Here is a 21,000-nt window from a genome sequence, read left to right on the forward strand (position 1 = left end):
GGTACGAATCAGTTCAGCACCACCGCGCCCACTTTCTGCAGCTTGCGACGGCGAGCCACAAACAACCCGGCAGCCACTACCAACAAGCTCAGCAGGCCGGTCGCGAGGATCTCCACGCGATGGGCTTCCTGGAACAGCATGATGGTCAGGGCCGCGACAATGAATACGATCACTGCGTAGGTCAGGCCCGGGAACAGCCACATGCTGAAGGCAATTTTTTCACCGCGAGCCATACGCAGCTTGCGCATACGCAGTTGCGAAATCGCGATCACCAGGTACACCAGCAGCGCGATGGCGCCGGAGCTGGCCAGCAGGAACTCGAACACGGCGGCCGGGGCCACGTAGTTAGCGAAAACCGCGATGAATGCAGCAGCGGTGGACAACATGACGGCCCAGTACGGCGTGCCGCTCTTGTTGGTGCGTTGGGAAACAGCCGGCGCATCACCGCGTTTGCCCAGAGAGAACATCATGCGCGAAGCGGTGTAGAGCGCCGAGTTCAGGCAGCTGGTTACCGCAACCAGAACCACGATATCGACGATCAGCTTGGCATTCGGGATACCCATGCGCTCCAGCACGGTCTGGTAGGAACCGACGCTGGCCAGAATCGGGTCGTTCCATGGCACCAAGGCCACAACGATGAAGATGGACACAAGGTAGAACAAGCCAATCCGCCAGATGACCGAGTTGGTAGCCTTGGAAATCTGCTGGCCAGGGTTCTTCGACTCCGCGGCCGCGATGGTCACGATCTCGGTACCCATGAAGGAAAACATGGTGGTCAGAATGGCCCCCAGCACCGCGCCCATGCCATTTGGCAGGAAGCCTTGAGTATCAAACAGGTGCGACACGCCGCTGACCTGGCTGGTAGGCAGGAAGCCGAAGATTGCCAGAATGCCAAGACCGATAAAACCGATGATCGCGATGACTTTGACCAGGGCGAACCAGAACTCGAACTCTCCGTAGTTCTTCACACTGAACAGATTGGTCACCGTTAGCAGCAACGTGATAACCAGCGTGAAGGCCCAGATCGCCACATTCGGGAACCAGGCATGCAGAATGGTCGCGGCAGCGTTAGCCTCCAGCGGGATGACCAACACCCAGAACCACCAGTAGAGCCAGCCGATGGTGAAACCGGCCCAGTGACCGATCGCGCGATCGGCGTACGTTGAGAAGGAGCCTGTGTCTGGCGATGCAACGGCCATCTCGCCGAGCATTCGCATTACCAGAACCACCAGAGCACCGGCGGCCGCGTAGGCCAACAGCACGGCCGGGCCTGCAGCGGCGATGGCATGGCCGGAGCCGACAAACAGCCCGGCGCCGATAACCCCGGCGATCGAGAGCATGGTCACGTGACGCGGTTTTAGCCCCTGCTCGAGGCCGTTGGAGGAGCTTTGGCTACTACTCATTAAGACTACCTTTGCAAGTAAAGCGATGACGTCGGCCCGGTCTGACATTCCTGCTCGTAAAAAGAATCCAACAGGGCGTTTCTTATTCTGCACGCAATAATTGCGCCAAAATGTTTCATGCTCCCGCTATACGGGGCCTGCCCGCCGATCGAGCATTCATCACAAGTCATTGAGATTAATGGCATTTCGCCAGAGTGCTACCCTGCCACCCACTTCAAGGAACGAATCAGCGCACCGGAAACACACCAAAAAATTCGTGCTCGCACAATAAAAGTGCAGATCAGGAACGTTTGTCCGGTTAGCGCTTCCAACACCCCGTCAAAGCTGGCAACATCGCGCCTTTTTTTACGCGACAGCCACGCCCACGCGTGTTCAAACGGCTGTTCGGTTGTTGATGGGGCGACAGTCTGCTGTGCCGATGCGACAACCTGCCACATGCCACCCGTTTACCGTCCGTAGCGCTGTTGGCTGCCATTCGAACGCTATGCTAGCTTGGCCGCCTCGCCAGGAAGGCCGCCAACAGCAGGAGCGCAAAACACTATGAGGAACGCACATGGCTGAGGCCACGCCCGCGCTTGAAATCCGCAACTTGCACAAACGCTACGGACAGCTTGAGGTGCTCAAAGGCATCTCGCTGACCGCCCGCGACGGCGACGTGATCTCGATCCTGGGTTCCTCCGGTTCCGGCAAGTCCACGTTCCTGCGTTGCATCAACCTGCTGGAAAACCCGCACCAGGGCCAGATCCTGGTAGCCGGCGAAGAACTCAAGCTCAAAGCCGCCAAGAACGGCGAACTGGTCGCTGCCGACGGCAAGCAGATCAATCGCCTGCGTAGCGAGATCGGTTTTGTATTTCAAAACTTTAATCTCTGGCCGCACATGAGCGTGCTCGACAACATCATCGAAGCCCCGCGCCGCGTGCTCGGCCAAAGCAAAGCCGAAGCCATTGAAGTCGCCGAAGCCTTGCTGGCCAAGGTCGGCATCGCTGACAAGCGTCACGCCTACCCGGCGCAACTTTCCGGCGGCCAGCAGCAACGCGCGGCCATCGCCCGTACCTTGGCGATGCAGCCCAAGGTCATTCTGTTCGACGAACCCACCTCCGCCCTTGACCCGGAAATGGTCCAGGAAGTACTTAATGTCATCCGCGCATTGGCCGAAGAAGGCCGCACCATGCTGCTCGTGACCCATGAGATGGGCTTTGCCCGTCAGGTTTCCAGCGAAGTGGTGTTCCTCCACCAGGGCTTGGTAGAAGAACAAGGATCGCCGCAGCAGGTGTTTGAAAACCCGCTTTCGGCGCGCTGCAAACAATTCATGTCCAGCAACCGCTAACGGAGCTACCCGCATGCAGAACTACAAAAAAATCTTCCTGGCCGCTGCTGTCACCCTGGCCTTCAGCGCCGGTGCCGCCGCCGAGACCTTGAAGATGGGCATCGAAGCGGCCTATCCGCCGTTCAACAACAAAGATGCCAGTGGCAATGTCGTCGGCTTCGACAGAGAAATCGGCGATGCCCTGTGCGCCAAGATGAAAGTCGAGTGCACCGTGGTCACGTCCGACTGGGACGGCATCATCCCGGCTCTGAACGCCAAGAAGTTCGACTTCCTGATCTCCTCGATGTCGATCACTGACGAACGCAAGCAAGCGGTGGACTTCACCGAACCGTACTACTCCAACAAACTGCAGTTCATCGCACCGAAAGACAAAGAGTTCAAAACCGACAAGGATTCCCTGCAGGGGAAAGTGATCGGCGCACAACGCGCGACCCTCGCCGGTACCTGGATGGAAGACAACATGCCCGGCGTTGAAGTCAAACTCTATGACACCCAGGAAAACGCTTATCTGGATCTGACTTCCGGACGTCTGGACGGCATCCTGGCGGACAAGTACGTCAACTACGAGTGGCTGAAAAGCGACGCCGGTCGCTCGTATGAATTCAAGGGCGACCCGGTGGAAGAAAGCGACAAGATCGGTATCGCCGTGCGTAAAGACGACCCCCTGCGCGCCAGGCTGAACCTTGCCCTGAAAGAAATCGTCGAAGACGGCACTTACAAGAAGATCAACGACAAGTACTTCCCGTTCAGCATCTATTGATTCTGACCTGCCTGACCGGCGCCGTTCTCTGACGGTGCCGGTCCTTCGCATTGCCTGCCGCGATTTGAAAAGAAATCCATGATTATCGACCTCTACGGATTCGGCCCGGCGCTCGCCGCTGGTGCGCTGATGACTGTGAAACTGGCACTCTCGGCCTTGTGCCTGGGGCTGGTGCTCGGTCTGCTCGGCGCCTTGGCCAAGACTTCCCCATACAAGCCGCTGCAATGGCTTGGCGGTACTTATTCGACGCTGGTGCGCGGCATCCCGGAATTGCTCTGGGTGCTGTTGATCTACTTCGGCACGGTCAACCTGATGCGCGCACTGGGCGAGTTCTTCGGCAACCCCGACCTCGAACTCAACGCCTTCGCTGCCGGCGTGATTGCGCTGGGGCTATGCTTCGGCGCCTACGCCACGGAAGTGTTTCGCGGCGCGATTCTGGCGATCCCCAAAGGTCACCGTGAAGCCGGCGTGGCCCTGGGCCTGTCGAAATTTCGCATCTTCACCCGGCTGATCATGCCGCAGATGTGGCGCATCGCCCTGCCGGGCCTGGGCAACCTGTTCATGATTCTGATGAAAGACACTGCGCTGGTATCCGTCATCGGCCTGGAAGAAATCATGCGTCACGCGCAAATCGGCGTGACCATATCCAAGCAACCGTTCACCTTCTATATGGTGGCCGCCTTCATGTATCTGGGCCTGACCATTCTGGCCATGACCGGCATGCACTTTATGGAACGACGCGCCGCTCGCGGCTTCGCGAGGAGCACCCAATGAACTGGGAAGTCATCATCAAGTGGCTGCCGAAACTGGCTCAGGGCGCGACGCTGACCCTGGAACTGGTGGCTATCGCCGTGATCGCAGGGTTGCTGCTGGCGATTCCGCTGGGCATCGCTCGTTCGTCACGACTCTGGTACGTGCGGGCATTCCCCTACGGTTACATCTTCTTTTTCCGTGGTACGCCGTTGCTGGTTCAGCTGTTCCTGGTCTACTACGGCCTGGCGCAGTTCGACGCGGTGCGTAACAGCTCGATGTGGCCCTATCTGCGCAGTCCGTTCTGGTGCGCCACCGCGACCATGACCCTGCACACCGCGGCCTACATCGCCGAGATCCTGCGTGGTGCGATCCAGGCGATTCCACCGGGCGAGATCGAAGCGGCGCGGGCGCTGGGCATGTCCCGGGCCAAAGCGCTGTTCTACATCATGCTGCCCCGTGCCGCGCGCATCGGCCTGCCGGCGTACAGCAACGAAGTGATCCTGATGCTCAAGGCCAGCGCCCTGGCCAGTACCGTGACGTTGCTGGAACTGACCGGCATGGCCCGAACCATCATTGCCCGCACCTACCTGCCGGTGGAGATTTTCTTCGCCGCGGGCATGTTCTATCTGCTGATGGCTTACGTGCTGGTTCGCGGCTTCAAGCTGCTGGAGCGCTGGTTGCGCGTCGATGCCTGCCAAGGGCGTTGATTCCTGCGTACTGACGGGCGAGGCCCTGCTCGCCCGTTTCACCGCGCTGGATGCTTTTCTGATCGAGCATCAGGCGCTGTGGAAGCCTCGGCCGTTTACCCATCTGCAACTGCCTTGGGAAGCGTCCTACCCGGAGTTGGCGTTTTGGCTACGCGGGCGGTCGCTGGAGGATGCGGAAAACAGTCATAACCAACCTTGCTTGCTCGATGCGCCGGAGCCGTTTGCTTCATTGGCGGCGATGTCTGCTGAACTGAGCGCGGTGGGTGAATTGCCGGCTCGTGCACTTGAAGCGGCAGGCCATCGCTTGAATGTGGATGTGCCGGGACGCAAATGGCAGCAGATTGAAGCGTTCGCCGGTCGCCTGCAGTTTGCTCATGCACCGACGCATTGGCTGGATTGGTGCTCGGGCAAGGGCCATTTGGGGCGGCGCCTACTGCAAACCGGTCAACAACTGACTTGCCTGGAATTCGATCCGGCGCTGGTCGCCAGCGGCCAGGCACTCAGCCAGCGTCATCAATTGCATGCACTGCATGTCGAGCAGGATGTACTCGCGCCCGGCGCAGCCTCTTTATTGAACGCCGCTCACACGCCAGTCGCGCTGCACGCCTGCGGTGATCTGCATGTGCGACTGATCCAACTCGCCAGCGCCGCCGGTTGCAAACAACTGGCCATTGCGCCTTGCTGCTACAACCGGATCAGTCTAGACACCTATCAGCCGCTTTCCTGCGCGGCCGAGCGCTCCGATCTACACCTTTCCCTCAATGATCTTGCGCTGCCGATGAGCGAAACCGTCACCGCCGGCGCTCGCGTCCGACGCCAGCGCGACACCTCCATGGCCAGGCGCTTGGCGTTCGACTTGCTGCAACGGCAACTGCGCGGCGTCGACGAATACCTGCCGACCCCTTCTCTGCCAAGTGCCTGGCTGGACAAACCTCTCGCCGATTATTGCCGCGATCTGGCAGCGCTCAAAGACTTATCCACAGTTGGAGCGCCAGATTGGGCCGCGCTGGAAGCCGCCGGTTGGCAGCGACTGGCCGAAGTGCGCAACCTGGAGCTGCTGCGAGGCCTTTTCCGACGGCCTCTGGAGCTGTGGCTGGTACTTGATCGAGTACTTTTCCTCATTGAGCAGGGTTACTCCGTTCGCCTCGGCACCTTCTGTGAAACCCCACTCACACCGCGCAATTTCCTCCTCCTGGCAGAACGCTCTTAAACAACCACAGCCTGTGGATAACTCTGTTGATGGAATTATCGTGGATCCAATATCCACGCTGTTTTACGCCTGAAACACTGCTGGTCATTTTTTGTTCATACCAATAAAAAACCCGTAAAACAGGCATTTGCAGACAAATGAGAACGAGTCTACAAAATCGTAATGAACAGTTAGTCGTCCCCGATCCATTGTGCATAAGCATTTCATCAAAACGACATAACCGCCGAACACCGGACATCCGTAGCGGAAAATTGCGCCTTGCTACGCCCCTTGCTATACACGCATACAAGGACGCCGAGCGTGCGGCCATGAACAAGAAAAACCTGACCGACAGGATGCGACCGTGACGTTCATTTCTTACGCACAGAATTTCGAAGACATCCGCCTGTGGCGCGCCCTCAAAAATGTCGAAAACGGCTTTTACATCGACATCGGGGCCAACGACCCCACCCAGGACTCCGTCACCAAAGCCTTTTATGACCGTGGCTGGACCGGCATCAACGTCGAGCCCATGCCGAACTACTACGATGCCCTGTGCCAGCAACGCCCAAAAGACACCAACCTGCAATGCGTGGCCGGCGAAAGCGCCGATGACCTGATCTTCTACGGCATCCCCGGCACCGGCCTGTCGACCCTCGACCCGGCCCTGGCGCAGCAACACAAAGACGCCGGCATGGACGTGCGCAGCCAAACCGTCAAATCCCGCACCCTGGCCTCCATCTGCGAACAGCACGCACGGAACCGCCCGATCCACTTTCTGAAAATCGACGTCGAAGGCCACGAAGAAACCGTCCTGCGCGGCATGGACTTCACCCAATGGCGGCCGTGGATCATACTCATCGAAACCCCATGGGAACGCGACCAGACCTGGGAAACCCTCGTCACCGGCGCCGGTTACCACTCCATCCTGTTCGACGGCATCAACACCTACTACCTGGCCGAAGAACACTTGGCCCTCAAAACCGCCTTCGACATCCCACCGTGCAATCTGGACGAATTCCAGTTCTGCCGCGGCCACAACTTCAGCCACCCCGTCACCGACGCCGAAAACCACCTCGCCGCCGCCCTGCAACGCGCTGAATACGCCGAAGCGCAACTGCGGGCGATGCAAAATAGCCGAGCCTGGCGTGCCCTGCAGAAACTCAAGAAAGTACTGGTTCGCGGCTGACCAGACGCCTGCGCAAAAATAGTCTGAATTCAGGGGTTTACAGAACCAACCCAATCGCTATAATCGTCGCCCTAACACGCCGGTATAGCTCAGTTGGTAGAGCAACTGACTTGTAATCAGTAGGTCCCGGGTTCGACTCCTGGTGCCGGCACCATACAAAACGAAGCCTCCACAGAAATGTGGGGGCTTTGTTGTTTCTGGGGTTTGGTGGGACTGATAGCACCGGCCTGAACAGTAGGCACAGGAAACCTCTCAGCCATCAATGAGCCGATTTCCCTCTGCTACGCTTCACAAGCCACTGCTTTCCTCAGTTGTGATTTCCGGCAAGTACGTGGCACCACACGACCGAAAGAAACACAAACGAGTAAGGAACACTCCCATGACTCTCCATAAAATAACCCTGGCTGGCGCGCTGTTATTCACGCTGGCCGGCTGCAACTCCATCGCCAGCAGTACCAACACGCTAACCGATGAGCAGATCAAATCTCAGAGTGCCGGTGCGTTGGGCTATTCACCTTCTGACTTGAGTATTGTCAGCCGTCGTACCGAAGGTACTAATACTTATGTCGCGTTGAAAACCAACGATAATCAGCAATTCAACTGCATCATTAACGGCGGCAACCTGTTGACGCTAGGTATGACCAATCCGCCCTCATGCGCGAAGAAAGGTGAACAGATCAAGGTAGCGCCGTTCGGAGGTTAATGATTCAAGGATGAGAGCGCTGGTCGTCGTCACTGCTGTGAACAGCGCCCTACTCCTGAACAGCTCTTAGTGCCCTGCACTCTGCCCACCATCGACATGCAAGATCTCGCCGGTGACAAAGTTGGCGCTGTCCAGATAAACAACAGCCTGGGCAATATCGCTGGTCTCCCCCATGCGTCCAACCGGGTGCAAATTCCCCAGTGCTTCGTGAGTTTCCTCACCATGCATCGGCGTTTTGATGATGCCCGGGGAAACCGCGTTCACCCGAATCCCGCGTTTGGCGTACTCAATGGCCAGGGATTTGGTCGCCGCGTTCAGACCACCCTTGGTCAACGACGCCAGTACCGACGGCACACCGTCGATGGCGTGGTCCGTCAGGCTGGTGGTGATGTTGACGACGTGGCCGCTGCCTTGTTTTTCCATCTCGGTGATCGCGAGTTGGGTGATGTAGAAGAAGCCATTCAGGTTCACCGACAGCACTGCGGCGTAGTCTTCCTGGGTGTAGGCAGTGAACGGCTTGGCGACGAAGATCCCGGCGTTGTTGACCAGGGTGTCGATACGGCCGAAGCGTTCGATCGTTTCACGGATGACTCGCTGGGCGATCGCCGGGTCGCCGATATCGCCGGCAACGGTGTGGATGTCTGGATCGGTGGATGGCTGGATCGAACGCGAAGTGGCGACTACCCAGTAATCGAGATCACGGAAGGCCTTGACCATGCCAGCGCCAAGACCTTGGGAGGCGCCAGTAATAACGATGACTTTTTTCGAATTGCTCATGATGAACCTCTACTCATAGTGATGGTTTGAAAAAAATGATCAATCAGGCTTCGGCGAGGGCCTGCGCCATCGGAAATGAAATCGATGGTGACGGACGCAGTCATGACTGCCCCTGCGCCTCAGCCTGTTGTTTTCGATACTGAGTGGTGGTCATCCCGGCATAGCCCCAGTTATCGGTGTCGACTTCTTCGATCACGATGTGGGTCAGGTCCGGGCGCTTGTTGAGGACACGTTCCAGTGTTTCCGTGATTTCGGCGATCACCTGAGCTTTTTGCTCTGAGGTAACACCATCGCGGGTGATGCGTACGCTTACGAAAGGCATGAGGAATCTCCAGTGACCTTCCCTTCGAGAGGATGGGGAGGTGGTGTGGAGATCAATGTAGGGGGTTGGTTTAGGGGGATAAAGGTGGGAGCGGGAACATCATTCGTTACGTGGTGTAATGACTACGTCGATGTTTTTTTGCGTTTCGTTGGCTTCATTCACATCTCGCTGACCTCAAACACAAACGAAATCTTGCGACTGCTCGCACTCCACACATAACGAATGTGCTTCCCTTGCTTCGGAATAGAAACGGCCGGCGGCCGAAACGCGGCAACACATTCGTGACCCGGCAAACGAACGCTGTTGTAGAGCAAACCCCATGACAATGTTTCGCGCAGTTGGCGGGCAAAGGCCTGGGAAGGGCCGTAGGCGTTGGGGTCCGGATCGTGGAGGTGGGGGTAGTCTTGGCGGATGTCATGCAGGGGTTTGACGACCTGGTTGACGTAGGTGCGCATGGTCAACTCGAGGTCGGGTTCGTTGGTCGCAGCGAGGAAGCGTTCCTGGTGATAACTCGTCTCGGCGATGGCGGCAGTCTGGCTGCTGGCGGCGTAGTAGACGCCGAAGGTGCCGTCGGTGAAGCGGCTGGTTTTGCCAATATGGGTAAAGGCGGCCATAACGGGTGTGGAGCCGGGGCCGGAGATGTGGTCTTCGGGGCGCACGCGGGAGAGCACGCCGGCTTCTTCCATCAACCGATCGTTGGTCAGGGCTTCCAGCGCGTAGGCGGTGGGCAGGTCTTCGGGATCGAGTACGTCTTCGAACAACGAGATCGGCGGGAAGCAGCTGTTGACGATCCGATAGGCCTGCGGCCATTGCGGGTCGGCCAGCTCCGGCGCCATCAACCGCGCACTCCATCGAGGTAGCGGCGCACGTCAGCGATGTCGACTACGCGGCCGGCCAGCATGTAGGACAGCGCCGACTGGCCATTGAACGGCGCGGCGGTGTTCGGGCTGCTGACCCAGGTGTAGGCGCGCTCGCGGCTGTTGCTGAAGATGATGCTCAGCGCTTTGTGGATGCCCATCAAATACGAGATGCGTTCCAGGGTGTCGTGGGGCAGGCGCACGTTCGGTGGCAGGTGTTTGTACTTGTAAAACGTTGTATTACCGACTTTGCCCAAAAGGGTGCGTTGCTGCTCGGCGGTGCAGCCCCAGCGTTCCATGAGGTTGAAAAAGAACTTCAGCGCGACTCGACCGGCTTCGGGAGTCTCGAGTTGTTGCTGTGGGCTGAGGGCGGTGGTTGAGGCAGGCATGGGTAGCCCTCCTTGGATGTGCGATGTCTTGAATTCAGACTAATACAGATACGAATAGATATGAAATTTTAATTCGCAAGCGTATTGATCTGTTTCCCCATCGAAAAGAGATTTTTCGCAGCCCGAAAAAGACGCCGACACACGGTCAAAAACACCCGTTGACACCCGCCTCACCCGGGCAGAGAATTTAATCGAGAGCGCGAAACCGACTGCCTTCAGGTGGCGATAGTCGATGTAGGAACCCCGTTGATGACCTGAAAATCAGCGCTCGGGTAAACCTCTCCTCCCCTGCTTGAGGGAGCACAATATCAAGCACCTATTTATGAAAGCAGCCTGATCAGGCTGCTTTTTTTTGCCTTGGAAAAAGGTTTTCGCTGATATCCAAAAAAACGCCCACACCTCCCCATCCGGGCCATTTTTTGACCTCGATCACCTCCCCCCCACCAAAAACCCCGATCCTGTGTAAGCCTCCAGCCATCGGACGCGGAATCAATTCGCTACTAAACTCGGGACAAGCATGCTCAGGTGCAGGATCATAGCCAGCACGCGACCGACGCCCACCGGGGCGGCCAGGTACACAACAATAGCCAGCCCACTTTAGAGGGCATTACCCAAATGGATAGCAGAACCTTACGCAATCTCATGCGCATCGTGCAGACCGGCTCATTGTCGGCGGCGGCAGAGCGTTCCTGTTTGACCGTGCAGGCATTGGCCGCGCAGTTGAACAAGGTCGAAGAGCAGTTCGGTTTTCGGTTGTTTCGTCGCTCCAACAAGGGGTTGACTCTGACAACACAGGGCACGGAGCTCACGCCCTACATGGACAAAGTGTTGGTCGCTACGCGGCAACTGGAAGAGAAGGTCGCCGCGCTCAAAGTGCCTAGTCAGCGCACGCTCAAGGTTGCACTTAACACCACGCTCTCGGCCGACTTCAACCGGCGCATGATCGGACGCCTCATTGAGGTGTTTCCTGATTATCAGCTGGAGTTCAGCTACGCCGAGTCGATGGAAAACCTCAGCAAGTTGAAGAACGAGGACTTCGACCTTGCCGTACTTATCGGCCCGCAGCAGCCGGGGTTACCCAGCATTGCCCTGCCCCATATACAGGTGCAGGTGGTCGGTGCTCATTGCGGTCAGGAAAACGATCCGCTGATGCTGCTCGGCAATAAGTTTCAGGTTCGTCCTGCCGACGATTGTCCGTATTCCCACAGCTTCTTGCGTTTTCTCGACGCCGGCCTTGGTAATTACGAGTCAGGCAAGCGGATGATCTATTCCTGCAGCGAGACCCTGACCCTCTCGTTGATCACGCAAATGGACGGCCTCGGCATGGTTTCCCGTGAGGCGGCCCTGCGTAACGGCCTGACCATTTTTCCGGGTTTCGAGGATTCGCTCGAAGTGCGGTTGGCGGTCAATAATCCCGAGTTGTCGGGACAGGCCTTGAACGACGTGGTCGCTCTGTCGCTACATGAACGATCCGAGCGCGATGTACGCAGCCGTTCCCACCGCTACGCTGAGAAAGAGGTTTTTGCTGAAATACGCACATAACAACGTCGGAATGGCTGCATAAAATTCCGGGCGATCGAGCTGCACCTGCTGATCCTTGATCAACAGCGGCGTAAGGCTGATGGCAGCGACGATCGCCACCGGCAGGTATTCCAGCGCCCGGGCGACCAGGGGTGGCCAATGATCGGTGCTCACCTGCAGCGGCAACGCACGCGGCAGGAAAGTCACGGCCATCATCAGTGCGACGACCAGGATCAGGAACGTTTGGTCAGGCATACACCCACCCCGCAGCCCACGAATGTGGCAATGAACACGTTAAAGGGTGAATTGCCGATCAGGCTCAGGACACCCATGCAGACGACCGCGGCCAGTGCGGCGATCAGTTTGTTGCGGGTGTTGCACAGCGATACCAGGACGTAGAGCATCATCGCGGTCAGTGCATAGTCGAGCTGGTACTTGATCAGGTGCGCCGCGTACTGCGCGCAGATTGCGCCCAGCAAACCGCCCAGCACCCACGACGTGTGGCAATACAGATTGAAGCCGATCAGGTATCGCACATTGACCGGCGTGCCCTTGCCCAGCTTGACGCTGTGGAAGGCAAACGATTCATCGGTCAGCCCGCCGGCATAACACCAGCGCTCGAGACGACTGAGCCCCATGGCCTGCAAGGCCTTGGCCATGTAGACCGACATCAGCATGTGCCGTGCATTGATCAGAAACGTGGTGAGGATGATGGTGGTCAGCGACGCGCCGCTGGAAATCAGCGCCAGGGCGGCGAACTGCGAGGCACCGGCGTAGACAAACAGGCACATCGCGACCGGCAGCCACACGGGCAACCCGGCATTGACGGCCATCAAACCGAACACAAACGACACCGTGAAGTAGCCCGCAATCACCGGGCTGGCTTCAGCGAACGTGCGCGAGGGCTGGGGCTCGACCATCAGCGGCTGGCTGCTGGACGTCTCATTCATAAGTCCCTCTCAAAGGTCGTTTCGCCGCGCGGCTCGCAAAAGCCCTGGGCACTCCAAAAACGTTTGCCGGCAAGGTTAGCATCGTCGACGAACAGGAACATCCGCAGCACACCGACTCGTTTCATGTCTGCCGACGCCGCTTCCACCAGGCGCTGACCGACGCCCTGGCTGCGATACACCGGGCTCACCGCCAGGTGATTGATGGTGCCACGGCTGCCGAGCATGCCGCCCAACACCGCACCGACCACTTCGCCACGGATATCGAGCGCGAGGAACGCAGCGGTGGTTTTTTGCACCAACACACCGCGCAGGCATTTGGCGTCCTGCCATTCACAGAACGACACTTCTTCGAACTGGCGAAAGAAGCGCTCCAGGCGTTGGGCATCCTTGGCCGTCGCGCGCTGCAACATCACCGGTGCAGCGCACTCGGCGATGTGCATCATGGGATCTAGCTGTTCAGCGAACAATGTCGAAAGCGGTCCCGGGCCGCGAGAAGGAAATGGCCAGAATCTGCCGATAGGCCATTTCGTGAGCGTGGGTGTTGCGTGCCGGGGTCACGTAGTGACGCATGTCGCGATCGAGGAAGTAGGTAGTGTCGAGGATTTCCAGATAGGTCGTCGCCGCCAATTGTTCCTCTTGGGCCGAATATAAACGGCTCTCCGCCCCATCCACGTTGTTGCGGCCCCAGAAATGCACACCGCTGAACGGATAACCGTCGCAGTGAATACCTTCCGGGGTAATTTCCAGTTGCTTGCCCGGCTTGATCTCGATGCGGATCTGATGGATCTGGCATTGCCAGATTTCGTCGTGCAACTCCGGCGGCAATACGTTTTTGTACACCTCGAAATCCGCATCGATGAGGCTGCGCATCACCGGCGAATTGATGACTTCATTGGAGAAGTCCTGGAAGTGCCGCTCCAGTCCGCCGACATAGCTGTTGTTGGCCTTCGATTGCACGTAGGCGCGGTGTTCCAGCTGCGTCAAGTCTCGGGTGACCGGGTTGTATTCGAAGTCGCTGTAACGACGGAAACGCATGCCCGCATCGGCTTGGCCGTAATAACTGTCCGGCTCCATGCTTTCCCAACTTTTGGTCAATCTGACGAAGTCGGAAAAATGACCGAAGAGATTGAAGTCGGCTCCCTGGACGTTGACATATTTGTCGCGCCGTAGCGATTCGCCAACTTCTCTGTTCAAAACGATCATTACTAGGTCTCCACTGCATTTAGCGGCTTAATCTAGTAGGTGCGGGATTTGCGGCCCATGAGAAAGAATTTCAGGCATATCAAGCGTTGATTGAAACGCGGTATGAAGTTGCTTTAATTCGACTTTTTACGATCGAAAACACACATTTTTGGTATTTCCCTACGGTCATGAGACAAAAAAAAACCCCGAACCAGTCGGGGTTTTTATCGAGTCTGGATAAACTCAGCCGATCATCAGAAGATGTTGATCGGGTAATCCACGAATACGCGCAGTTCGTTGCCGCTGACGTTGTACTCGCTGGATTTCTGCGACACGCGCAGGATCGAGCTGCGTACCTTAACGCTCAGGTCTTTGGCCGGGCCACTTTGCACGACGTACTTGAACTGGTTGAAGATTTCGCGCTCGGTGCCGCCTTCGCTGGTGGAGGTGGTGATGTTGTCACCGCGCACGTAGGCAAAGTTGTAGCTCAGGCCAGGAATGCCGAAAGCGCGGAAGTCAAGACCGTAGCCCAACTGCCAGCTGCGTTCGTCTTCGGCGTTGAAGTCGGACCAGTAAGAGTTCGCCAGGTAGATGGTGTTACCGCCGTCGCCGACGCGACCTTGATCCTTCTGATAGCCGCCGTATGCGTAGCCCAGGTTGCTGTCGCCGGTGCTGCGTTGGTGAGCGAGAGTGAACGAGTGTGGGCCGGTGGCGAAGGTCGCTGCCAGGCTCCAGATCTTGTTGTCGTCGCCGGTAGCACCGCTTTCGCGGACGTAGGAATCGTCCAGCTTGGTGCGGTAGCCGTTGAAGTCCAGGGTCAGGGACTGATCCTTGTCGATCGGGAACACGTAGTTGGCGTTCACGTATTGCTTCTTCAGCACGTCTTCGACGTCGGACGCGTACAACGCGGCCTTGAACTGTTCGGTGAACTGGTAGCTACCACCCAACACGTTGATCGACTTCAAGCCACCGCTGTCACGGCCTTCAGCACTTTTGCGCGATTCGGCGGTGAAGCGACCGGCGTTCAGCTCCAGGCCTTTGATCTCCTTGGAGGTGATCAGGGTGCCGGTGTAGCTTTCCGGCAGCAGGCGCGAGTTGTCGTAGTTAAGCACCGGCAAGGCCGGCATCTGGTCGCCGTAGGTCAGCGTGGTGCTGGAGAGACGGAACTTGACTGCCGCGCCACCCTTCGACAGGTCGTCAGCCGCGTTGCCGCTATCGCCCTGTTTGAAGAAGTCGATACCACCGGCGCCGCTGCGGCCCTTGCCGCCATCCAGACGCAGCGCGTACAGACCGAAGGCATCCACACCGACACCGACGGTGCCTTGGGTGAAGCCGGACGAGAAAGTACCGATGGCCGCTTGGCCCCATTCCGCTTTGTCCGGGTTGCCGTCTTTATAGTCACGATTGATATAGGCATTGCGCAGCAGCACTTTGAGGCTGCTGTCTTCAACAAAACCCTTGGACTCGGCCTGGTCGTTAGCCATGGCCTGAGTGGCACTCAACATCCCCAGTGCGATCAGGCTGATTCGCTTGTTCAACATGTTATTTTCCTTATTACGGGTTGATACGCGCTGTGTCGAACCACTGAAACGGCGCTATCGCGCTCTTTTTTCACCCCAAAACAAAAAGGCCCGCCCACGAAAATTCGCGGCGGGCCTTTTATTTGTTTTGTGAGTCATGGCGGTTAGCCACAGGCGTTGGGCGCATCCTATCTGCGCCCTTAATAAGGTGTCAATTTCAGGAATCGTCTGTAAATAGGCGAAAATCGTCTAAGAAATCACTTGTCAGCGATAGCCAATTGCACGGTGTGGCTGTCGACGAATTGTTCGAAATGCGTGACCTTGCCGTCGGCCAAGGTCCACAAGTGAGCGACCCGAGCATTCATCGGGCGGCCGGTGGCTTTGTAAATTGCTCTGTAATTGCCGTAGGCAAACACCTTGTCGCCCTGTGCGACATAGTTCTCAACCTTGAACTGAAAATCTTCCCACTCGGTGGCCAGGCGCTTGAAGACGTTTTCGACGATAGCGTCGAAACCGACATAAGTCCCTGCGTACGGAAAACCAGCGGCTTCAGTCCAGCGAGCGTCATCGGCCAGCGCCGCGGCGGTGTTGCGAGCGTTCTCCTGGGCGTTGGCGCCTTCGTAGGTGCTTTTGATCAGGCTCAGGTTATCCATGGTGACTCCAGGTGAATTCAATGGGCGCAGCCGTCGAGGCCACAGGCTTGGAACGCGTATGAAGACTCTTTTGCCGCAAGTGACTGGCTCAACCATTGGGCGAAGGCTTGCGGCTTGCCGAGCCAAGGGCCGATGTCGACCAAGGTGAACTGGCCATCGTGTTCCAGCACGAAGGTCGGGAAACCCTGACCGCCGACCTTGGCCAAGAGTGCGCGGCTGTCTTTGATATGGCGATCAGTGTCAGCTTCATTAAACGCCTGTTGGAAGGCTTCGGGCTCAAGACCTATTTGTGTGGCGAGTTCCAGCAGCACGGTGTTATCAGCAATGCGTCGACCTTCCACGTAATGAGCCGTCTGCAGACGCCCCAGCAATTCAAGACCGCGTTCTGCGATCTGCTCGGCTGCCAGCACGGCGGCAATCGGCGGCGCGGAATCGAAAACCGCCGTCTCATCGCGCAGCAGCCCCTCAAAATACGCCTCGCCAAACGGCTGGCCGGTGTACTCGGCTATGCGTCGGTCATGGGGCATGACGTAATTGCGCAGTTGTGGCGAAACGGTCTGGCGGTTGGCGCCAGTCATCATGCCGCCACCGTGGGCGATCACCGGCAACACGGCTTTGGCAGCCTGGACCAGTGCTTTGGCGCCGTAACACCAGCCGCACAAAGGGTCGTAAATGTAGTGAAAGATCATGGGAAGACTCCGGCAACAAACTAGGAAAACTCAATGCCGGCAGATTAATCCCCAGACAGTTTCGGAAAAACGCTGGAATGGCTTCCAGTCTGTTTCATGAATCGGTCGAATAACCCTCTAGTACTTTTGTACCAATCACGACACAACTTGAAACAATCAAACGCAGGAACCGTTCAAGAATAATTAACGGAAGTAAATAACAAGCATTACCATTCGCGCCCTCGATTTTCTCTACCCTTCCGGATGCGCTTCAGATGCCTGCCCCCTTCCGCCTTACGCCCGTCACCCTTGGGCTTTCTGCTTTCCTGTCTGCGGGTTTTACCTGCGCCGCCACAACCGTTTTACCCGAGACCTCGATCAGCGCCGAAGCACAAGCTGACGATCCGCGCATAAAGGAAACCAGCACTGCCACTCGCACGGCTACACCGGTGCGTTACGTGCCGCAGGCCATCGACTCGGTAAAAACAGCGAACGTCGTAGATTACGGCACCAACGATCTGGGCACGGCACTCAGCGGCACTCCCAACGTCAGCAGTGGCGCCGATACCCGCTTCGACAGCCTGCGCATCCGTGGTTTCGACGCCAGCAACGACTTCTACCTCGATGGCATCCGTGACGACAGTCAGTACGTGCGCGACTTGCACAACATCGAACGCATCGAAGTCCTTAAAGGCCCCGCCGCTGTGTTGTATGGTCGTGGCAGCCAGGGCGGGATCGTCAACCGGGTCAGCAAGCTGCCGGAGTTCGGCCGCCGTTCGACCCTTGAAGCCCAAGGCGGCAGCGACGATCTGCGCAGCCTGTATGCCGACCTCAGCACCGACCCGAGCGAGAACATCAGCCTGCGCCTGAACATGGGCAACATGGACCAGAACAGCTTTCGCGATGGCGTCAGTGGCAATCGCCAACTGTTCGCGCCGTCCATGAGCTGGCAATTGACGCCCGACCTCAATTGGCTGGTGCAGTACGAATACAGCCGCTACAACCGTACGCCGGATCGCGGCATTCCCGGGGTCAACGGGCGCCCGGCGGACGTAGGACGGGACACAACCTACGGCAGCGAGCACGATTTCATCGACGACAAGTCACAATCCCTACGCTCGAAACTCAGCTATGAACTCAGCGACAACTGGCAGCTGCGTCATACCTTGGGTGTGTTCAAGCTCAACAGCGATTTCGACAACACCTACCTGACCGGTTACACCCCGGCGACCAACAAGGTCACCCGTCAGCACTGGCAGCAGCATCTGACCACCCGCAACGTCTATAACAACGTCGAACTGGAAGGCGGCTTCGACACATTCGGCCTGGAGCATCGCCTGCTGACCGGCATCGAGATCGGCAGCCAGCGTCGCGATCCGACGTTGTATAACGCAGCAACCTCCGGGCGCGGTAGTTCGCCGGTACCGGCGCTGGATCTGTACAACCCGAATCGCGACTTGCGCCATACCGGACGCATGCAGGTGTCGAGCAGCACCCACACCGAAGTCGAAAGCCGTGCGGTGTACGTGCAAGATCAACTGCGCCTGAATGATCAATGGCAACTGCTCGCCGGTTTGCGCTATGACACCTTTGATATCGAATCGACCAACAAGCTGCGGGGCATTTCCGAAGATCGTGACAGCCACAGCACCAGCCCGCGGGTAGGCGTGGTCTGGACGCCGCTGCAGAATCACTCCTTCTACGCGTCCTGGACCAAGACCTTTTCCCCGGTCGGTGGCGGCTTGATCGGCATCACCCCAGGCGCGGCCGGCAACAGCAACGACCTGAGCCCCGAGCTGACCAAGCAGAAAGAAATCGGCCTGAAGAGCGACTGGCTCGACGATCGCCTGAGCACTACGCTGGCGATCTACGAACTGGAACTCTACAACCGTCGCACCAGCGACCCGAACGATCCGACCGTGACCTTGCTCACCGGCGTGCAACGTTCCCGCGGAATCGAGCTGACCGGCACTGGCAAGATCGCTGGTAACTGGTACATGCGCGGCGGCGTGGGTGTGCAGGACGCAACTGTGGAGAAAGACAACAATGGCTTCGAAGGCAAACGCATCAGCAACGTGGCCAAGCACAACGGCAGCCTGTTCTTGACCTGGAAACCGGAAATGGGCTGGTACGCCGAAACCGGTTTGACCCTGGTGGGTCAGCGTTACGCCGACAACCTCAACACCACCGTGCTGCCGGGTTATGGCCGTTGGGATGCATTGGCCGGGTTCCGGCAGAAGGATTGGGATTTGCGAGCGGCACTGAACAACATCACCGATCGCGAGTATTACTCCTCGGCCACCAGTGCGGCGCAGATTCAACCGGGCGCACCGCGGAGCCTGGTCGTGACCGGAACTTACAGCTTCTAAAGCTACCACCGGTTGATCATTCCCACGCTCTGCGTGGGAATGCAGCCAGGGACGCTCTGCGTCCCCTATGGACGCGGAGCGTCCGGTGAGGCATTCCCACGCAGAGCGTGGGAACGATCAACCATAAAGACCTTCGCCCAAAAAAAAAGCGCCGCCTCCCCGGCAGCGCTTTTATCAATCCGTTGTTTTTCTTCTTATCCTTCCATCACATCCCACAGTGCTTCCAGTTCCGCCTCGCTGAATAAACCAGCGGGGTAGCGCTCGATCATCATCCGGCGCGGATCAGGTTCCCTGATCTGACGCGTTCCATTGGACTTCAACCATTGCGCCAGGACCTGTAGCGATTCGCTGTTAACTGCCAGGGGATGCAGTGCCCGCTCGCTCACGACATTCATTTCGGCGTTCATCTCAGCGCTCTCTCCTGGTTTGTGAGCGGCTAACTTATCCAAGGTTTATGACAGAACATCGAAGTTCTCTCCCTCCCCGTGTTGCACCATCGTAGATACAAGAGCTGTGCCAATGTTTTCTAAGTGTCGACAAGTGGATACAAAAAAGCCCGCAGTCCTGACGGGCTGCGGGCTTTCTATGAAACGACGAGACTAAATCGCTGCTAAATCAATTCTTCAATCAACTCAAGCTGTTACGACCTCACTCACTCCTTGTGCGGCGCGGGCTGTTGTTGGGTAAGGCAGTGGATATTACCGCCCCCCAGTAACAGTTCGCGGCCCGGCACCATGACCACTTCGTGTTGCGGGAACAAGCTCTGCAATATCTCTTTGGCCGGGCCATCCAGCGGGTCATCGAAGCTCGGTGCAATGATGCCGCCGTTGACGATCAGAAAGTTCACATACGAACCAGCCAGACGAACGGTCGGATTGCGTTCCTGAGAGCCATCCACCGGATCGACACCTGCGCACTCTTCTTCGGTCGCGTAAAGCGGCCCCGGAATCGGCATCTTGTGCACTGTGAATGGGCGACCCTTGGCGTCGGTGCTGTTTTGCAACACGTTCATTGCCGCCTGGCAGCGCGGGTAGTTCGGATCCTGCGGGTTGTCAGTCCAGGCCAGCAGTACTTCGCCCGGGCGCACGTAGCAGCAGAAGTTATCCACATGGCCGTCGGTTTCGTCGTTGAACAAACCGTCCGGCAGCCAAATGATTTTATCCACAGCCAGGTTTGCGCTGAGCACCGCTTCGATTTGCGCACGGTCCATGTGTGGGTTGCGATTGCGGTTGAGCAGGCATTCCTCAGTGGTGATCAGGGTGCCTTCGCCGTCGACATGGATCGAGCCGCCTTCGAGCACAAAACCTTCAGTGCGATAGCGCGGGCTGCGCTCGATTTCGAGGATTTTGCCTGCCACCTGCGAGTCACGGTTCCACGGCGAATACAGACCTCCGTCGAAACCGCCCCAGGCATTGAAATCCCAATCTACACCACGGACTTCGCCGCGGTTGTTGATGACGAACGTCGGGCCGGTATCCCGGACCCAGGCGTCATCGCTGGACATTTCCACTACACGAATATTCGGCACGTCGAGACGGGCACGGGCATTTTCATACTGGCCAGCGGATACCGCCACGGTCACTGGCTCGAAACGCGCGATGGCTTTGGCCACCGCAACGTGCGCCGCTTGCGCCGGTTTGCCACCCAGGCGCCAGTTATCCGGGCGCTCGGGCCAGACCATCCAGGTTTGGGTCTGTGGTGCCCATTCGGCTGGCATGTAAAAGCCGTCGGCGCGAGGGGTGCTGTTCAAAGTGGTCATGG

Annotated in this window: 23 protein-coding genes and 1 tRNA gene; 10 read left to right on the top strand and 14 right to left on the bottom strand. The window is 57.8% G+C overall.

Annotation, left to right across the window (positions count from 1 at the left end; all coding sequences use genetic code 11):
- Positions 1–8: 8 nt before the first annotated feature.
- Positions 9–1,403, bottom strand: coding sequence for a GABA permease (gene gabP / locus MMG91_RS10305; protein ID WP_310659516.1), 1,395 nt, complete (start codon positions 1,401–1,403; stop codon positions 9–11).
- A gap of 553 nt (positions 1,404–1,956) precedes the next feature.
- On the opposite strand from gabP, the gene MMG91_RS10310 reads away from it, so the two are divergent.
- From MMG91_RS10310 to MMG91_RS10345, 8 genes are all read left to right on the top strand, one after another.
- On the top strand, positions 1,957–2,730 hold the full coding sequence (locus MMG91_RS10310) for an ABC transporter ATP-binding protein (RefSeq protein WP_007897462.1): 774 nt from the start codon (positions 1,957–1,959) through the stop codon (positions 2,728–2,730).
- Between the two features lie 13 nt (positions 2,731–2,743).
- A complete protein-coding gene (locus MMG91_RS10315) occupies positions 2,744–3,490 on the top strand; it encodes an ABC transporter substrate-binding protein (RefSeq protein ID WP_305447812.1) in 747 nt (248 codons plus the stop codon).
- A 78-nt stretch (positions 3,491–3,568) separates the two neighbouring features.
- Entirely contained in the window at positions 3,569–4,264 is a 696-nt protein-coding gene (locus MMG91_RS10320; RefSeq protein WP_305424152.1) for an ABC transporter permease, read from the top strand.
- On the top strand, positions 4,261–4,950 hold the full coding sequence (locus MMG91_RS10325; protein ID WP_123498398.1) for an ABC transporter permease: 690 nt from the start codon (positions 4,261–4,263) through the stop codon (positions 4,948–4,950). The genes MMG91_RS10320 and MMG91_RS10325 overlap by 4 nt, the downstream gene beginning before the upstream one ends.
- Positions 4,931–6,160 carry a methyltransferase gene (locus MMG91_RS10330; protein ID WP_310659517.1) on the top strand — a complete coding sequence of 410 codons (1,230 nt, stop codon included), beginning with the start codon at positions 4,931–4,933 and terminating at the stop codon, positions 6,158–6,160. The genes MMG91_RS10325 and MMG91_RS10330 overlap by 20 nt, the downstream gene beginning before the upstream one ends.
- A 343-nt stretch (positions 6,161–6,503) precedes the next feature.
- Positions 6,504–7,328 (top strand): FkbM family methyltransferase, encoded by an 825-nt coding sequence (locus tag MMG91_RS10335; protein WP_310659518.1) that lies wholly within the window; start codon positions 6,504–6,506, stop codon positions 7,326–7,328.
- 78 nt (positions 7,329–7,406) lie between these two features.
- Positions 7,407–7,482: transfer RNA gene (locus tag MMG91_RS10340), tRNA-Thr, on the top strand.
- A gap of 225 nt (positions 7,483–7,707) precedes the next feature.
- Positions 7,708–8,031, top strand: coding sequence for a hypothetical protein (locus tag MMG91_RS10345; protein ID WP_305447809.1), 324 nt, complete (start codon positions 7,708–7,710; stop codon positions 8,029–8,031).
- A gap of 66 nt (positions 8,032–8,097) precedes the next feature.
- Here the strand turns inward: MMG91_RS10345 and MMG91_RS10350 are convergent, their stop codons facing one another.
- From MMG91_RS10350 to MMG91_RS10365, 4 genes are all read right to left on the bottom strand, one after another.
- Positions 8,098–8,808 carry an SDR family oxidoreductase gene (locus MMG91_RS10350; RefSeq protein ID WP_310659519.1) on the bottom strand — a complete coding sequence of 237 codons (711 nt, stop codon included), beginning with the start codon at positions 8,806–8,808 and terminating at the stop codon, positions 8,098–8,100.
- A gap of 100 nt (positions 8,809–8,908) precedes the next feature.
- Complete coding sequence (locus MMG91_RS10355; protein WP_305447807.1) at positions 8,909–9,130, bottom strand: 4-oxalocrotonate tautomerase family protein; 222 nt, start codon at positions 9,128–9,130, stop codon at positions 8,909–8,911.
- 158 nt (positions 9,131–9,288) lie between these two features.
- Complete coding sequence (locus MMG91_RS10360; RefSeq protein ID WP_310659520.1) at positions 9,289–9,966, bottom strand: RES family NAD+ phosphorylase; 678 nt, start codon at positions 9,964–9,966, stop codon at positions 9,289–9,291.
- On the bottom strand, positions 9,966–10,376 hold the full coding sequence (locus MMG91_RS10365; RefSeq protein WP_123361087.1) for an MbcA/ParS/Xre antitoxin family protein: 411 nt from the start codon (positions 10,374–10,376) through the stop codon (positions 9,966–9,968). The genes MMG91_RS10360 and MMG91_RS10365 overlap by 1 nt, the downstream gene beginning before the upstream one ends.
- Before the next feature lie 615 nt (positions 10,377–10,991).
- Here MMG91_RS10365 and MMG91_RS10370 point away from each other — a divergent pair.
- Entirely contained in the window at positions 10,992–11,918 is a 927-nt protein-coding gene (locus MMG91_RS10370; RefSeq protein ID WP_305447805.1) for a LysR family transcriptional regulator, read from the top strand.
- Here MMG91_RS10370 and MMG91_RS10375 read toward each other — a convergent pair.
- The 7 genes from MMG91_RS10375 to MMG91_RS10405 form a co-directional block, all read right to left on the bottom strand.
- Positions 11,835–12,152 carry an AzlD domain-containing protein gene (locus tag MMG91_RS10375; RefSeq protein WP_253547140.1) on the bottom strand — a complete coding sequence of 106 codons (318 nt, stop codon included), beginning with the start codon at positions 12,150–12,152 and terminating at the stop codon, positions 11,835–11,837. The two genes, MMG91_RS10370 and MMG91_RS10375, sit on opposite strands and share 84 nt — an antisense overlap.
- The gene (locus MMG91_RS10380) at positions 12,131–12,847 is read right to left on the bottom strand and encodes an AzlC family ABC transporter permease (protein WP_310659521.1); all 717 of its coding nucleotides are present in this window, start codon (positions 12,845–12,847) and stop codon (positions 12,131–12,133) included. Before MMG91_RS10380 ends, MMG91_RS10375 begins: the two co-directional genes overlap by 22 nt.
- Positions 12,844–13,257 (bottom strand): GNAT family N-acetyltransferase, encoded by a 414-nt coding sequence (locus MMG91_RS10385; RefSeq protein WP_185047222.1) that lies wholly within the window; start codon positions 13,255–13,257, stop codon positions 12,844–12,846. Before MMG91_RS10385 ends, MMG91_RS10380 begins: the two co-directional genes overlap by 4 nt.
- A 46-nt stretch (positions 13,258–13,303) precedes the next feature.
- Positions 13,304–14,050, bottom strand: a complete 747-nt coding sequence (locus tag MMG91_RS10390) for a 2OG-Fe dioxygenase family protein (protein WP_008005252.1) — start codon at positions 14,048–14,050, stop codon at positions 13,304–13,306.
- A gap of 233 nt (positions 14,051–14,283) precedes the next feature.
- On the bottom strand, positions 14,284–15,570 hold the full coding sequence (locus tag MMG91_RS10395; protein ID WP_223569486.1) for an OprD family porin: 1,287 nt from the start codon (positions 15,568–15,570) through the stop codon (positions 14,284–14,286).
- A 236-nt stretch (positions 15,571–15,806) separates the two neighbouring features.
- Positions 15,807–16,202 (bottom strand): nuclear transport factor 2 family protein, encoded by a 396-nt coding sequence (locus MMG91_RS10400; RefSeq protein WP_305447802.1) that lies wholly within the window; start codon positions 16,200–16,202, stop codon positions 15,807–15,809.
- A gap of 17 nt (positions 16,203–16,219) precedes the next feature.
- The gene (locus tag MMG91_RS10405; RefSeq protein WP_310659522.1) at positions 16,220–16,891 is read right to left on the bottom strand and encodes a DsbA family protein; all 672 of its coding nucleotides are present in this window, start codon (positions 16,889–16,891) and stop codon (positions 16,220–16,222) included.
- A 254-nt stretch (positions 16,892–17,145) separates the two neighbouring features.
- On the opposite strand from MMG91_RS10405, the gene MMG91_RS10410 reads away from it, so the two are divergent.
- Complete coding sequence (locus tag MMG91_RS10410; protein WP_310659523.1) at positions 17,146–19,239, top strand: TonB-dependent siderophore receptor; 2,094 nt, start codon at positions 17,146–17,148, stop codon at positions 19,237–19,239.
- Positions 19,240–19,433: 194 nt separating this feature from the next.
- Here MMG91_RS10410 and MMG91_RS10415 read toward each other — a convergent pair whose 3' ends face one another.
- Entirely contained in the window at positions 19,434–19,646 is a 213-nt protein-coding gene (locus tag MMG91_RS10415; RefSeq protein WP_030129326.1) for a hypothetical protein, read from the bottom strand.
- 245 nt (positions 19,647–19,891) lie between these two features.
- Positions 19,892–20,998 (bottom strand): agmatine deiminase, encoded by a 1,107-nt coding sequence (gene aguA / locus MMG91_RS10420; protein ID WP_310659524.1) that lies wholly within the window; start codon positions 20,996–20,998, stop codon positions 19,892–19,894.
- Positions 20,999–21,000 lie beyond the last annotated feature (2 nt).

Origin of the sequence: Pseudomonas sp. JL3 (genome assembly GCF_031570575.1) — a bacterium.
In the GTDB taxonomy this organism is placed as follows: domain Bacteria; phylum Pseudomonadota; class Gammaproteobacteria; order Pseudomonadales; family Pseudomonadaceae; genus Aquipseudomonas; species Aquipseudomonas cucumis.